Here is a 15,156-nt window from a genome sequence, read left to right as displayed (position 1 = left end):
GCGGCCGAGGCCCGGTGTCCGGCCTAGCCGACGACCCGGCCCACCTCGATCCGGTCGATGTTCGGCGCCCAGGCGCCCGCGTTGCCGAAGGTCACCTTGTTGGCCCCCTTCTTCAGGTCGACGGGGACGCCCACGGTCCAGTAGTCGTCCCAGCCCCAGGTGTTCTTGAAGGTGACCGTGCGCGGTTCGCCGTCCCCGACCGTGATGTCCGCCGTGCGGGACATGATGTCGGTGTTGTAGGCGTGGCCGTTGTCGCGGCGGTCGTTGTGCGCGTAGTGGACGACCAGGACGTAGCGGCCCGAGGTGGGGGCGTTCACCGTGAACTCGGCCGTGCTGTCCGCGCTGTTGCCGAGCCAGCCGATGTACGAACCGGCGGAGGCGTACGCGGAGTCGACGAGCTTGGCCCCGCCGGCGAGCGTGGCCGTGGCCCCCTCGTACGTCAGGACCCCGGTGGTCGAACCGGCGCCCGTGACGTCGAGGGCGCGGACGGCGGTGTGCTTGGCGGTCGCGGTGATCCGGTTGTTGCCCGCGACCAGGTAGAGCCGCAGCGGCCGGTCGGGCACCGCCGCCACCGACTGACCATGCAGGGCGAGCCGCACGGGCGCCGACGCCCGGGGCACCACCCGGTAGTAGCCGTCGCGGGGGGCGTAGACGTCGAAGACGGCCTTGTCGCCGGAGCGCAGCACGAGCGCGCCGGTGCCGACACCGGCCGAGGAGGTGTAGTCGTACGACGGCCTGCCGCTGATGTCGGCGAGCGTGGCCTCGTAGGAGGCGGCGGGTTCGGCGGTGCGGGCGGTGAGGTCGATCCGGTCGAGGGTGACCTCGGTGGCGCCCTTGGCCAGCGTCAACTGGTGGGTGCCGGCCGAGAGGTGGACGGTGAGGTCCTTCTTGGCGCGGTAGGTCCAGTTCTCCGTGGAGGGGTAGGTGACCGTGACCGGTTCGCCGCCGTCGACGGAGAGTTTCTGGGTGGCCGGGGTCCCGGACTGGTTGCCGTACAGGATCGCCAGGTCGTACGTGCCGTCCTCGGGGACCGACACGGTGAAGTCGACCTTGCTGCCGGGCTGGTTGAGCGAGCCGACGTCCTTGGTGCCGGAGGCGGCGTAGCCGTTGGCGTTGCTCACCGTGCCCTGGGTGTAGACCCTGCCGTCGGTGATGGCGGCGTCCTCGGCCTCGTAGGAGGCGGTCCAGGGGACGGCGGGCGCGGTCGGGGTGCCGGTGCCGCCCGGGGTGAGGACGACGCGGTAGGCCGACATCTTGTGCAGGCCGCGCAGCGGGACGGTGACCGTGCCGTCGTCCGCGATCTTCACCTTCGTCCGGGACAGGACGCGCGGGGCGGCGTGCTGTCCCTCGTAGCCGGACCAGGCGGCCTCGGCGACGGTCGCGGTGACCGTGCGTCCGAAGAGGGAGCGGGGGACCTTCTGGACCACGACGTCCGTGTCACCGGCGGAGCCGCCCAGCAGGACCTGGGCCTGACGGCGGGAGGTGTCGAGGGAGGCGAGGCCCTGGAGGGTGTCGATCGTGTTGGCCTGCGGCGGGGTGACCTTGACGGTGTTCCCGGTCAGGCCCGCGTACCAACGGAACAGCCACCAGCCGCCGTTGGGGATGTTGGAGCGGACGACGTTGCCGTCCATGTTGCCGGCCGCGTCCCAGTAGGCCTGGTTGGCGTACACCTTGTTGCGCTCGAACATCGAGACCCACTGGACCAGTTGGCCGGGGACGGAGAGGTCGCGGCGGTTGGCGTACTCGTCGATGTTGATCTTCAGCGGGGCTATGCCGGCCGCGCGCTCCAGGGCGCGGTAGTCGTCGTAGTGGGCCTGGAAGTCGCGCAGGGAGCCGGAGCCCAGTTCGTGCCAGGTCATCACCTGGGGCAGGACGTTCTCGCGCTTGGCGAAGGCGAGGAAGTCCCGCAGCAGGCGGGTGTGGTAGGCGGCCTCGTTGGGGCCGGCGATCCGGGCGTCGGGGTCGATGGCGCGGATGCGCTGGTAGACCGTCTTCCAGTCGCGGAAGAAGCGGTCCCGGTTGATCTCGTACTGGGCCTGGTCGGCGACATCGAGCTTGTACCAGATCTGGTCGGGCTCGTTGAACGGGATGTAGACGAAGCGGTCGCCGTTCGGGTCCGCCGACACCTCCTTGACGATCTTGTCGACCTTGGGGAGGTAGTCGTCGATGCCGAGATCCTCGTAGGGCCACTTGGCGTAGATGTCCTGCATCATCACGTTGATCTCGCCGCCGCCGTTGCGGAAGAACGACTTGGAGACGGTGAGCGCGTCGCCGTTGGGGTGCTGGGCGCCGCCCTCCGGCTTCTGCGAGATGCTGGTGATCTTCAGCGGTGCGAGGACCGCGTCGCTGGGCACGCCGTCGTCGCTGAGCCCGTACAGCGCGCCGTTGGCGCCCCGCATCACCGGGCCCTCGGAGGCCGAGAGGTCGACGGTGAGGCGCTGCGGGTCGGCGGCCGCTGCCGCGGCCGATCCGGTGGCGGGGAGGGTGCTGCCTGCCATGGCGGTGACTCCAAGTAGTGCTGTGACCAGGGCGGTTCTGGTACGGGCTCGCAGGGGGGTGCTCGTACCGGTGTGGGGGCTCACGCTGCTGGACCTCCGGTCATTTGACGGCTCCACTGGTGATTCCGGACACGATCTTTCGCTGGCCGACGAGGAAGACGGCGACCATCGGCAGGCTCATCACCACGACGTACGCGAAGACGAGATGCCAGTTGTTGAGGTAGAGCTGGGCGCTCGCGACCTTGTAGAGGTTGAGCGGGAGGGTCGCCCGGTCGCCGCCGCCGAGGACGAAGAAGGCGTAGAAGATGTCGCTCCAGGCGTAGAGCATCACCATGATCGTCGCGGTGGCGATGACCGGCCGGAGGAGCGGGAGGACGATCCGCGCGAAGATCCGCAGCGGCTTCGCCCCGTCGATCCGGGCCGCCTCCTCCAGCTCCATCGGGATGGCGCGGATGAACCCCGTCATGAAGAAGATCGAGGTGGAGAGGTACATCCCGGTGTAGACGGCGATCATTCCGGGCCGGGTGCCCGCCAGGCCGAGCTGCCGCAACTCCATCACGATGGTTATGACCGCGGGCGGCAGCAGCAGTCCGCTGATGCACAACGCGTACGCCGCCGAGACGAGCCTCGACTTCCGGCGGGCGAAGACCCAGGCGGCGCCCGCGCCGAGGATCAGCACGAGGACCACCGAAGGGACCACGACCAGCAGCGAGTTGAGCAGTCCGCGCAGCATCTCGCCCTGGGCGACGGCGTCCTCGTAGTTGGCGCCCGGCTGCCAGTGTGCCGGCGGGTCCAGGTTCGGCTCGATGGCCTCCGCCTGCGGCTTGGCGGAGGTGACGAGGACCAGCCACAGGGGGACGCCGACGGCGAGCCCGGCGAGCAGGACGACGAGGGCCGGGCGGCCGTAGCGCCACATCGCGCTCACAGCAGCTGCTCCCTTCGGCGCAACCCGATGACCAGCGGAATCGCGACAGCCACCACGATCAGGAAGAGGACGAGACTCATCGCCGAGGCCTGCGCGTACAGGCCCTGGCCGAAGATCCGGAACATGTAGATGTTGAAGACCTCGGTGGAGGCGGCCGGGCCGCCGCCGGTGGTGGCCTGCACGATGTCGAAGGTGTTCATCGAACCGATGAGCGCCGTGGTGACGTTGAAGGTGAGGGCCGGAGCGAGCATCGGCCAGCGCACCGACCAGAACGTCCGCCAGGGCCCGGCCCCGTCCATCCGGGCGGCTTCGAGCATGTCGCCGGGGATGCCCTTCAGGCCCGCCAGATAGATCAGCATCGACAGGCCCATCCACTTCCAGCCGTGGACGAGGGTGACGATCACGAGCGTCCAGGTAGTCGAGCCCAGCCAGGGGATGTCCGTGCCGAGCGTCGAGTTGACGGCGCCGTCCTGGTCGAGGAGCGCCTGGAAGACATAGCCCGTGGCGAGGGCCGAGATGAGCACCGGCAGGAAGAAGACGGCACGGAAGAACCGGTTGAAGCGGGTGTCGTCCTCCAGCAGCAGCGCCAGCACCAGCCCGAAGGCGTTCTGGAAGACGGCGGCGAGCAGCGCGTACAGCAGGGTGGTGCGGATCGCGCGGACCAGGGTGCCGTCGTCGGCGATGGTCGTGAAGTTGTCGAGGCCCGTGAAGGCGATGTCCGGGTGGTACGAGGACCAGTTGGTGAACGGGTAGTAGAAGTTGAGCAGGTTGGGCACCAGGAAGAAGCCCGCGAAGACGACGATCGCGGGGAGCGCGAACCACCAGGGGTGGTGCACGGCGGCGCGGGGCAGCCGCCCCACGCCCTTGGGTGCGCCCGGCGCGGGCGCCTGCTTGCGCGCGCTGCGTACGACTGTGTCCGCCATGGTTAGAAACCGGGCGCGCCCTGGGCCTTGGCCACCTGCGCGAACTGGTCCTGGATGGCCTGGGCGACCTGCTGCGGGCTCTTCTTGTCGAAGAGCATGTCGGCGAGGTAGAGGTGGGTGTCGGGCGCGACGATCGCCTTGGCCTGGAAGACGCCGATGGCCATGGGCAGGGCCGCGACCTGCGCCTTCGACGCCTCCGGCAGGCCGTCCGGGGTGGGCACGGAGGGCTGCACGGACGGGATCTTCATCGCCTTGATGTAGTCGGGGTAGTCGGGGCCGAGCCAGAAGGCGAGGAACTGGCGGGCCGCGTTCTGCCGCTTCTCGTCACCGGTCTTGAAGGCGACGACACCGTTGGTCTGGTCGGGCGAGTACAGGCCGGTGGCCGCCGAGTTGGCGACCGGGAACCACCCGATCCGCTCGTCGATCTCCTCCGTGGAGTACTTGGCCTGCAACTGGCTCTGGAAGGACGTGACGTTGAGGACCATGCCGGCCTCGCCCTTCCACAGCGCGTCGGCCTGCCCCGTGAAGGTCCCGGTCCGATAGTTCTTCTGGGCGAGCCCCGCGTCGAGCAGCTTCTCCTTGTACTTCTTGATCGCGCCGACGACGACCGGGTCGGTCCACTTCTCCTTGTCGGCGTTGAGATCCGTCCACCACTGCTGGTCGAGGTCGGTGAGCTGGACCTGCATCTGCCACTGCAGGGGCCATTTGTCGCCGCCGGCCTCGTAGAAGGCGGCCGCGTCGGTGCCGTCGACGACCTTGTGGCCGAGGGCGAGCAACTCGTCGTAGGACTTCGGGAAGTCCTTCTCCCCGATGCCGGCCTTCCTGAAGACGTCCTTGTTGTAGTAGACGCCGAGCATGGCGGGGCTGGTGACGATGGCCGCGTACCGCTTGCCGTCGATGACCCCGAGCGACTTCTCCGTGTCGCCGAGCTTGGAGACCCATTCCTCGCCGTCGAGGGTGAGCAGGTTCTGCTGCGGCTGGATGAAGGGGAGCGTGGAGACGGAGGGCTGCCAGAACATCAGGTCGGGGCGGTCGCCGGAGGCCAGTTTGGTCGGCACGTTCGACTCGTAGGGGTCCGGGACGGCCTGGGTCTCCACCTCGGCGCCGGTGGCCTTCTCGAAGGCGTCGATGACCTGGCGGGGCGCGGTGACCGTGTTCTGCGCGGTCCACATGGTCAGCTTCACACCGTCGAGCCGGGCGGTGGGATCGACCGCCGTCCGCTTCGGGTCCGAGTCCGCGCCGGAGGTCCCCGCCGTGGGATCGCTGCACGCGGTGGCGGCCAGGCCGAGGGCACATATGAGGGCCAGCGTCGGGAGAGCTCTTGTCTTCATCGCGTGCCTTTCGAGAACAGGTGGTTCAGGGCAGGGCAGGATGCGGAACAGCTGTGCTGGTGCGGGGAGTTCGGTTGGCGTGTTCTTGGACTGTGCGGAGGCGGCCGGGGTTCAGGGCCTGACGGGCGGTGGTCCCGCGCTCTCCCGCAGCACCAGTTCGGGGACGGAGACCGGGTGCGGGGCGATCTGCGCGGACTCCTCGACGACCCCGTGCAGCAGGGCGAACGCGGCCCGGCCGAGGCCGGTGAAGTCCAGCCGCACCGTCGTGAGGGACGGGGTCAGATAGGCCGAGTGCGGAGCGTCGTCGAAGCCGGCGACGCTGACGTCCCCGGGCACGGACCGTCCGGCCTCGTGGAGCGCGCGCAGCACACCGAGCGCGAGGTCGTCGTTGCCGCAGAGGATCGCCGTGACCGCCGGGTCCCCGGCCAGTCGCAGGCCGGCCGCGTGACCGCCCGCCGGGCCCCAACTCCCCTGCACCGGACGGGGTTCGGGCGCGCCGGCCTCCTTGAGCGCCTGCAGCCAGCCGCTGGTCCGGGCACTGGTCCGCCGGGTGCTCGACGGGATCGCGACGTAGTGCACGGTCTCGTGGCCGAGCGACAGGAGGTGGCGGGTCGCCTCGTAGGCGGCCTCGCGGTCGTCGGTCCACACCCAGGGGCGGTCGCCGCCGGGCGGGGCCGTGGGCGTCTCCACCACGCCCACGACCGGCAGTTCGGCGGGCACGGCACCGAGGGCCGCGACTCCGGCCGGATCGTAGGCGATCACGATGAGGCCGCCGCCCGCGTCCGCCGCCCGCTGCACCTCGGCGGCGACCGCGGTCTCGTCCGCCGATTCGAGGACACCGATGCCGACCGCGTACGACGCCGCCCGCGCCGCCTCCTCGATGCCCTGGAGGATCGACGCGTAGCCGTAGTGCGTGGTGTTCGCGGTCAGTACGGTCACGGCCCGGCTGCGCCCGCTGGCCAGCGCGAGCGCGGTGGCGTTGCGCCGGAAGCCCAGCTCTTCGATGGCCGCGAGCACGCGTTCCCGCGTGGACGGCTTGACGCTGGGGTGGTCGTTGATCACCCGCGAGACCGTCTGGTACGAGACCCCGGCGGCCGTCGCGACGTCCCGGATGCTCGCCGGGCGCCTTGTGTGACCGGTCACATTCATGCCAGGATTGTGACCGGTCACACAGCGGGCGTCAAGAGAACGTAACGATGGATTCACACGGGCGCGGTCGGTTTCGGGGGCGGGTGCGGGTGCGGGTGCCTCCGGCTGGGGCGGCGCGCGGACGGGGCGGCCCGGGGCGGCTCGGCTCGGGACAGCTCAGCAGGGCTCGGAACGGAACGGCCGCGAACGGCTCAGGAGGGGAAGCGACGTGGACTCGGGTGCGGGCGACTTGGGTGAAGGCGGTGCGGTGGGTGGTGTGTCGGGTGGGTCGGAGGGCGGACCGGCAGGTGGATCGGTGGGCGGTGCGGTGGGTGGTCCGGTGGGTGGCGTGACCGGTGAGCCGGAGGGCGGATCGGTGCGTGGTGCGGTGGGTGGCGTCGCCGGTGAGCCGAAGGGCGGATCGGTGGGTGGCGTGATCGGTGGTTCGGGTGGTGTCGGCCGCGCGGGGGCGTCCTTCACCTGGGGGCATCCGGGCATCGCGAGCGTGTTCGCGACGGCCTCGGACGGGACGCTGCGGCTGGTGCGGCTCGGGCCTTCCGGTGACACCGTGGATCCCGAGACCGCGCTGCCGCTCGTCGAGTTGACCGCCTTCGGGCACGGCAGCGGCTGGTCCGGGCCGCGGTTCACGGGGACGGCCTTCGGGGCGCGGCTCGTGTACCGGGGGCACTGTGAGGGTGACGGCGCGGGTGGGGGCGACTGGGCGCGGCTGACCGTCGAACTCCACGACCCCGCCACCGGGTTGACCGCGTTCGTCGAGCTGTCCTCCCCCGCCGGGGTGCCTGTTCTCCGCTCCCGGGTGCGGCTGCGCAACGACGGGGCCGAGCCGCTCGTCGTGCAGTCCGTCAGCAGCCTTCTGCTCGGGGGGTTGCCCTCCCCCGACCTCCTGGATGTGCACCGGGCACGCAACGACTGGCTCGCGGAGTGCCGTTGGTACGCCGAGCCGCTGCGGGCGACGGTCGCCGACATCAGCGTCGACGCCCATCAGCACGACAGCCGGGCGGCACTCGCCCTCACCGGGCGCGGGAGTTGGCCCAGCGACGGGCACCTGGCGATGGGGGCGCTCACGGAGCGGGATGGCCGCCGGGACCGGGGCGCGGCCCCCACGGAGGGCGGCGGCGGCCGGGGTCGGGCCTGGGTCTGGCAGGTGGAGTCGCCTGCCGGGTGGCGCTGGGACCTGGGGGAACGCGCGCGCGGCACGTATCTCGCGCTCAACGGGCCCACGGACGCGGAGCACCAGTGGCGGGTGCGGCTCGCGCCGGGCGACACGTTCACGACCGTGGCGGCGGCGCTCGCGCTCGGGTCGGGAGGCGGGTCGGGGCTCGATGAGGCGTGGGCGGCGCTGACCGCGTACCGGCGGGCCGTCCGGCGTCCCCATCCCGACCACGACACGCTTCCCGTCGTCTTCAACGACTACATGAACACCTTGATGGGCGACCCGACCACGGCGAAGCTGCTGCCGCTGATCGACGCGGCGGCTGACGCGGGCGCGGAGTACTTCTGCATCGACTCCGGCTGGTACGACGACACGGTGGACGGCGGCTGGTGGGACAGCGTCGGCGCGTGGCTGCCGTCGGCACGTCGGTTCCCGCCGGGGGGCGTGGACGGCGGGATGGCGCGAGAGGCCGGGGCCGGGGCCGGAACGGAACCCGAACCCGAGCCCGGCACCGGACCCGAGGCCTGGGCCGGAACCGAAGCCGACACCGAACCCGAAACGTGGGCCGGAGCCGAACCCGAGGCCAACACCGAACCCGAGGCCGGAACGGAAGCCGAGGCCGGCACCGAACCCGGGGCGTGGGCCGGAGCCGATGTCGGGGCCGGAGCCGCGGCCGGAACTCAAGCCGAGGCCGGCGCCGGAGCCGAGGCCGGAACGGAAGCCGAGGCCGGCGCCGGAGCCGAGGTCGGAACCGACCCCGAGGCCCGCTCAGCCACCCCCTCCGACAGCGGGATCCGGGCCGTGTTGGACCGGATTCGGGAGCGTGGCATGGTTCCCGGGCTCTGGCTGGAGCCCGAGGTCGTCGGTGTGCGCAGTGCGGTCGCGGCGGAGCTGCCGCCGGAGGCCTTCTTCCGGCGTGACGGGGTGCGGCTGGCCGAGCAGGGTCGTCACCAGCTCGACCTGCGCCACCCGGCGGCCCGTGCCCACCTCGACAAGACGGTGGACCGGCTCGTCGGGGACTGGGGCGTGGGCTACCTCAAGCTCGACTACAACATCGTGATCGACCCCGGTACGACCGCCCCCGGCGACCTCTCCCCCGGCGCCGGCCTGCTGGGGCACGCCCGCGCGTACCTGGACTGGCTCTCCGGCGTCCTGGACCGCTACCCGCACCTCGTCGTCGAGAACTGCGCCTCCGGCGGTATGCGCATGGACGGCGCCACCCTGGCCGTGGCCCAGCTCCAGTCCACCAGCGACCAGCAGGACCCCCTCCGCTACCCCCCGATCGCCGCCGCCGCGCCCACGGCGGTCCCCCCGGAACAGGGCGCCGTCTGGGCCTACCCGCAGCCCGAGTACGAGGACGACCTGATCGCCTTCACCCTCGGCGGCGCCCTTCTCGGCCGTATCCACCTGTCGGGACACCTGGACCGCATGACGGAGCGTCAACTCGCCCTCGTACGCGAGGCGGTGGGCACGTACAAGTCCATCCGCGGCGATCTGGCGCGGGCCGTGCCGTTCTGGCCGCTGGGCCTGCCGGGCTGGACGGACGCGTGGTCGGCTCTGGGGCTGCGGGTCCCCGAGGGGCACGGGCCGACGTACCTGTCGGTGTGGCGGCGGGGTGGCGAGCCCGAAGTGCGGCTCTCCGTAGGGCACTTGGCGGCCTCGGACGCCCCCGTGCGCACGGAGATCCTGCACCCGTCCACGGCGCGCGCGGACTCAGCGGCGTCCTGGGACCCCACTACCGGCGAACTGCGGGTGTGGGTGCCGCGCACCCCCGGCGTGCTGCTGATCCGTCTGACCCCGGAGGACGCGACCGGGGCCTGACACGATCCGAGCCGGTGCCGCGTGGGGGCGGCACCGGCTCGGACTCGTACGCGGACCGGCTACGGCTCACCGGTCCCGGCAGGTCAACTGCTGCTGACCGTCAGGTTGTTGGTGGTGAAGTCCAGACCGCCGGAGGACGAGGTCACCTCGAAGCCGAACTGCACGTCACCGATGGTCTCGTTGCCCATCCAGCCCTTGGTGTCCTTGATCCACTTGAGGATGGGGAGGATCTGGACCGTGCCGGAGTTCGAGTCCGAGGTGCGCAGGAACGAGAAGACCTCGTTGGCGCCGTTGCTGCCCTTGTAGACGCTCCAGGTGTGACCGCCGAGCGTCACATTGCCCTGTGAGGTGCCGAGCGGGCCGACGGCCCCGTTGTAGTTGACCCAGAGCATGATCTCGTAGTCGTAGTCCGTGTCCCAGATGTCGTACGAGGTGTTGTACGCGCCCGAGGACGGGACGGTGACGTTGTAGCTGCTGTTGAGCGAGCCGAGCGAGGTGATCGTCTTGTTGATCACCTTCTTGGAGTTGGGGTACGACTTGATGCCGCCGGTGTTGGGGTGGTTGGCCCAGACTCCCCAGTTCGTACCGGAGTTGGCCCAGATGCACTGGCTGCCGGCGCCGGAGCCCCAGATGTTGTTGTAGAGCGTGTAGCCGTTCAGGCTGGTGTTGCCCCACTGGTCGCAGGAGTTCCAGACGGCGGCCGAGGCGGGGGCGGAGGCGAGTCCGATCGTTGCGCCGAGCGCGAGCGCGGGGGCGAGCAGGGCCTTGCCGATCCGGCCCAGGGTGCGGGTGCGTGTGCGGGTGCGTGTTGCCATGGGTGTCGGTTCCTTCCATGGGTGGGGGGAAATGCGGGGTGGGGAGCTACCGCGGCCTCGTGGGGAGGCCACGGTCTTCTCCGGCGCCGAGGCCGATCGCCGCGGACGTTCGTCCGACCGCTCGTCCGACCACTCGTGCGACCGTCCGTCCGATCGTTCGTCCGGCCGCTGCGTACGGCCGGCGCCGGGGGAAGTCATGGTCACGGCTTCAGTACCGCCACGCCGTACCGGCCGAGCGCCAGCGATCCGGTGACGGTCGCCCCCGTCAGCAGGTCGCGATGGGTGCCGGGCACGTCGACGGTGACCTCGTCGCGGCCGTGGTTGAGCACGAACAGCACATCGCCTCTCCGTACCGCCTCGACCCCGCCGGGCAGTCCGTCCAGGACCGGCCGCACCCCGGCGTCGGCCGCGACCCGACCCAACAGGGCGCGTAGTTCGGCCGGTTCGGGCAGCGTGGAGACGTACCAGGCACGCCCCTTCCGCAACACCGCCGGGAAGCCGTCGAGTTCGCCGCCCTTGTAGGGCACGACCTCGTCCGCGTCCGCCGTCTCGATCTCCTCGGACCACAGGGTGCCCCGGAAGACGCCCCGGGGGCCGTCGCACTCGACCTCCTCCCCCGCGTCCAGGGGCCACCACTCGTGCAGGGTGCGGATGCCGAAGAGGTCGCGGAGCCGGGCGTCCATGCCGCCGGGGCGTATCCGGTCGTCCTCGTCGGCGACCCCGGTCAGGAAGCCGCTGACGAGGGTGCCGCCGCCCCGCACATACGCGAGGAGGTTGTCGACGGCCGCGTCCGTGAGGAGGTAGAGCTGCGGGACGACGACGAGCCGGTGGGCGGAGAGATCGTGCTCGGGGTGCGCGAAGGCCGTGGTGAGGTTCGCCTCCCAGAGGGCGCGGTGCCAGGCCCGTACGACCTGGGGAAGATCGACCTCGGACGACAGTCGGCCGTCCTGGGCACCGGCCCACCAGGAGTTCCAGTCGAACAGCACCGCGATGTCGGCTTCGATGTGACGGCCAGCCAGTTCTTGGCCGACGGCGGCGAGTTCCCGGCCGAGCCGTCTCACCTCCTGGTAGGTGCGGCCGTGCTCGCCCGCGTGACCGACCATGCCGGAGTGGAACTTCTCCGCGCCCTGCCGGGACTGCCGCCACTGGAAGTAGCAGACGGCGTCCGCGCCCCGGGCGACGGCCTGGAAGGACCACAGCCGGTTGAGTCCACGGGGTTTGGGGTGGTTGACGCCACGCCAGTTGACCGGTCCGGCGGCCTGCTCCATCAGCATCCACGGGCCGCCGCCCGCCTGGGAGCGGGTCATGTCCTGGACCAGGGCTCCGTGCTGCGCGCCGAGCGGGTCACGGGGGTCCGGATAGAGGTCGACCGAGACGACGTCCTCCTCCTCGGCCCACCGCCACGCGTCCTGCCCCACCCACATCGGCATGAAGTTGGTGGTGACCGGTACGTGCGGGGTGCGCCGGCGGACGATGTCGCGCTCCATGACGTAGCACTCCAGGAGCATGTCGCTCGTGAAGCGTTTGAAGTCGAGCACATGGCTCGGGTTCTTCATGTAATGGGCGAGGCGCGGTGGGAGGATCTCGTGCCACCCGTCGTAGCCCTGGCTCCAGAAGGCCGTGCCCCAGGCCTCGTTGAGCGCGTCGAGGGTCCCGTACCTCCGCTGGAGCCACGTCCGGAAGGTCCGCGCCGCCTCGTCGCCGTAGTCGTAGGTGCAGTACTCGTTGTTGATGTGCCACATGGTGAGGGCCGGGTGGTCGCCGTAGCGGGCGGCGAGGTCCTCGGTGATGGCGGCGGCGTACCGGCGATAGGTCTCGCTGGAGTGCGAGAAGTGCTGGCGGGAGCCCCACCACTCGATCTGGCCGTTCTCGTCGCGCGGCAGGGTCTCGGGGTGGAGGCGCCCCATCCACGGCGGTGGGGAGGAGGTGGGCGTGGCGAGGACGACCCCGATGCCGTGCTCGTGCATGAGGTCCATCAGCCGGTCCAGCCAGCCGAACTCCCGTGCTCCTGGCCGGGGTTCGAGCTTGGCCCAGGAGAAGACCCCGAGGGTGACGGTGTTGACGCCGGCCTCCTTCATGAGGCGTACGTCCTCCTGCCACACCTCCTCGGGCCACTGTTCGGGGTTGTAGTCGCCGCCGAAGAGGATCCGGCCGCGGGTGGCGTCGGCCAGGCTCGGCCGTGTGGGACCGGCCATCAGACCGGGTCCCCGTACTGGATGCCGCGCCCGTTCGTCGCCAGGTAGACGCGGCCGTACACGCGCGGGTCACCCACGATGACCTCGCCGGTCCAGCCCCACTGGTGGGCGTCGTCGTTGATACGGATCCAGGTCTTCGCGCCGTCGTCGGAGCGATGGACGGCGGTGATGGACCCGGTCGAGCCGACCTGGTAGATCGCCGGGTAGTCGGCGCCGTCGGCGGCCTTGCCGAAGCCGAGGGTGTACGAGGCCCAGCAGCTGTCGATCTTCGAGAAGCCGGCCCCGCCGTCGGTGGACCGGTACAGCCCGTTCGTCTTCGCGCTCAGCCAGAGGTCCCCGGTGCGGCCGGGCGCCGCGACCAGCTTGAACTGACTGTCGCCCTTGGGCAGTCCGGTCGCCCGGGCCGTGAAGGTGACACCGCTGTCCGTGCTGGCGTACAGCGTTCCCGTGTCGGTGTCGTAGGCGTAGAAGCGCGTGGGGTCGGCCGGGTCGGCGACCGGTGTGGCGCCCTTCGGGAAGGAGGCGATCTCGGTCCAGGTCGCCCCGTTGTCGGCGGAGCGGTGGGCCGCGTACTTCGTGCCGTCCCAGTGCACGAAGGACCACAGCAGCACGCTGCCGTCGGCGTTGGTGGCGATCGGCCCGGGTGCGTCCTTGGCGATGGCGGGCTGGGCCGCGAAGGGCGCCCAGGTACGGCCCCCGTCGTGGGAGTGGGCCCCGTTTCCGTGGTCGCCCCAGCCGGTGCGGACCACGTACGACGGCTTCGTCGAGGCCTGTGCCAGCCCCGTCGCCGATCCGAAGACGGGGTTCGACGCCATGCCGCGCGACGGTGACGCCGTGAGGCGTTCGTGGTACATCGTGCCGATGTCACCTGAGCCGCTCAGCAGATGCGCCTGCCCGGTCGGAGGCGAGATCAGCTGACGCACGGACGTCTCCTCCAGCCCCCGGATCTGCGGCGCCCAGCGCTTCAGGTCGCGGGTGCCGTAGAGGGTCGCTCCGGTGCCGTAGACGACGTGCTCGGAGTCGAACGGGTCGAGGGCCAGCGCCTGGATCCACCAGCCGAACTTGGGCTTGTCGGCACCCCACTTGAGATACGGGGTCTCGGAGACGTCGAGGACGGCGGAGTCCTTGAGCGACGTCCAGGTGCGGCCGCCGTCCGTGGACCGGAAGAGGGTGTCGATCTCGGCCCAGCGGTTGTTGGTGGAGACGACCACCGTGCCCGGGCGGCGGGCGTCGACGGCGACGCCGCCGTAGCCGAAGCTGTCGGTGCCGCCGTCGGTCGTGGTGCCGCCGGGCTTCACCGGGGTCACCTCGGTCCACCTGCCCGTGGTGGTGCGGAGCTTGTGCACACTGCCGTCGGACTGGCCGTTGGGGCCGGGGGCGTCGGCGTACGTCACGTACAGCTCGCGGGTGTGCCGGTCGTACGCGGCGCGGATCGGGACCTTGGCGGAGGTGCCGCTCGGCTGCCCGGGGACGGCCTCCCAGGTGGTGCCGTCGGCCGTGCGGTACAGGTTCTTGCCGGCGGAGGTGCCGTCGCCGTCGCCCCAGCCGGCGTAGAGGGTGCGGCCCGCGGCGACGAGGAGGGTGACGCCCTGCCCGGTGGCGCTGGGGGTCGCCGGGAAGCCGGTCGCCACCGCCCAGGTGGCGCCCCGGTCCGTCGACCTGAGCAGGCCGTCGTGTCGGGTGCCCAGCCACAGGGTGTCGCTGTCGCGCGGGTCGACGAGGAGACGCTCGCCGGCGCCCCGGCCGTCCTCGTTGGCGCCGAGCTTCACGGTGAGGTCGGTGCGGGTCCAGGTGGCGCCGCGGTCGTCGGAACGGAGGACCGCGCCGTTCCCGGCCCAGGGCTGGGCGTAGGTGCCGAGGGCGAGGTAGACGCGGTTCGGGTGGGCGGGGTCGAGGGCGATGGCCTCCACGCCGGTGAGGTTCCAGTCGTCCCAGCCGAGGTGGTCGGTCAGCGGGGTCCAGCGGGCCTTGCGGTCGTCCCAGCGGTAGGCGCCGCCGATGTCGGTGCGGGCGTAGGCGAGACCGGGTCTCGCCGGGTGGAAGAGGACGCCGGTGACGAATCCGGTGCCGCCGATCACCGCGTTGCGCCAACGGTAGCCTCCGGCGGACTTGCCGGTTCGGGGCCCGGCGTGGGGCTCCGCCGCGTGGGCCGGGGTGGCGAGGGCGGGCAGGGTGGTGAGGGCGGCGGTGGCGGAGGTCGCGGCGAGTACGGTGCGGCGGCTGGGGTGGGGGGTGGGGCGGGGGGTGCGCATGGGATACCTCGTTCGTACGGGGAGGGCGTGGGTGGGCGCCTGATGACTCGGTGGGTTCGGTGCGATGGCGAGTGCGGCGCGGTGGGGCTTCTCG

Annotated in this window: 9 protein-coding genes; 1 reads left to right on the top strand and 8 read right to left on the bottom strand. The window is 71.2% G+C overall.

The features are described 5' to 3' along the window. Positions 1-23: 23 nt before the first annotated feature. The 5 genes from L3078_RS32840 to L3078_RS32820 form a co-directional block, all read right to left on the bottom strand. Positions 24-2,498 (bottom strand): carbohydrate-binding protein, encoded by a 2,475-nt coding sequence (locus tag L3078_RS32840; RefSeq protein WP_239757545.1) that lies wholly within the window; start codon positions 2,496-2,498, stop codon positions 24-26. Positions 2,499-2,598: 100 nt separating this feature from the next. Next, entirely contained in the window at positions 2,599-3,414 is an 816-nt protein-coding gene (locus L3078_RS32835; RefSeq protein WP_239760550.1) for a carbohydrate ABC transporter permease, read from the bottom strand. A gap of 5 nt (positions 3,415-3,419) precedes the next feature. Continuing rightward, entirely contained in the window at positions 3,420-4,346 is a 927-nt protein-coding gene (locus L3078_RS32830; protein WP_239757544.1) for a carbohydrate ABC transporter permease, read from the bottom strand. A gap of 2 nt (positions 4,347-4,348) precedes the next feature. Next, entirely contained in the window at positions 4,349-5,677 is a 1,329-nt protein-coding gene (locus tag L3078_RS32825; RefSeq protein ID WP_239757543.1) for an ABC transporter substrate-binding protein, read from the bottom strand. Positions 5,678-5,788: 111 nt separating this feature from the next. After that, positions 5,789-6,826 (bottom strand): LacI family DNA-binding transcriptional regulator, encoded by a 1,038-nt coding sequence (locus L3078_RS32820; RefSeq protein ID WP_239757542.1) that lies wholly within the window; start codon positions 6,824-6,826, stop codon positions 5,789-5,791. Between the two features lie 412 nt (positions 6,827-7,238). Here L3078_RS32820 and L3078_RS32815 point away from each other — a divergent pair, with 412 nt between their 5' ends. Next, positions 7,239-9,800 carry an alpha-galactosidase gene (locus L3078_RS32815; protein ID WP_239760549.1) on the top strand — a complete coding sequence of 854 codons (2,562 nt, stop codon included), beginning with the start codon at positions 7,239-7,241 and terminating at the stop codon, positions 9,798-9,800. An 83-nt stretch (positions 9,801-9,883) separates the two neighbouring features. Here the strand turns inward: L3078_RS32815 and L3078_RS32810 are convergent, their stop codons facing one another. The 3 genes from L3078_RS32810 to L3078_RS32800 all read right to left on the bottom strand — a co-directional run bounded on the left by L3078_RS32810 (position 9,884) and on the right by L3078_RS32800 (position 15,062). Continuing rightward, a complete protein-coding gene (locus L3078_RS32810) occupies positions 9,884-10,615 on the bottom strand; it encodes a glycoside hydrolase family 12 protein (RefSeq protein ID WP_239757541.1) in 732 nt (243 codons plus the stop codon). A 200-nt stretch (positions 10,616-10,815) separates the two neighbouring features. Further along, positions 10,816-12,810: a beta-galactosidase gene (locus L3078_RS32805; protein WP_239757540.1), complete on the bottom strand. Its 1,995-nt coding sequence runs from the start codon at positions 12,808-12,810 to the stop codon at positions 10,816-10,818. Next, the gene (locus L3078_RS32800; RefSeq protein ID WP_239757539.1) at positions 12,810-15,062 is read right to left on the bottom strand and encodes a sialidase family protein; all 2,253 of its coding nucleotides are present in this window, start codon (positions 15,060-15,062) and stop codon (positions 12,810-12,812) included. The genes L3078_RS32805 and L3078_RS32800 overlap by 1 nt, the downstream gene beginning before the upstream one ends. Between the last annotated feature and the right edge of the window lie 94 nt (positions 15,063-15,156).

The sequence above is a fragment of the Streptomyces deccanensis genome, from assembly GCF_022385335.1.
In the GTDB taxonomy this organism is placed as follows: Bacteria; Actinomycetota; Actinomycetes; order Streptomycetales; family Streptomycetaceae; genus Streptomyces; species Streptomyces deccanensis.
This window is presented reverse-complemented; position numbering and strand designations above follow the sequence as displayed.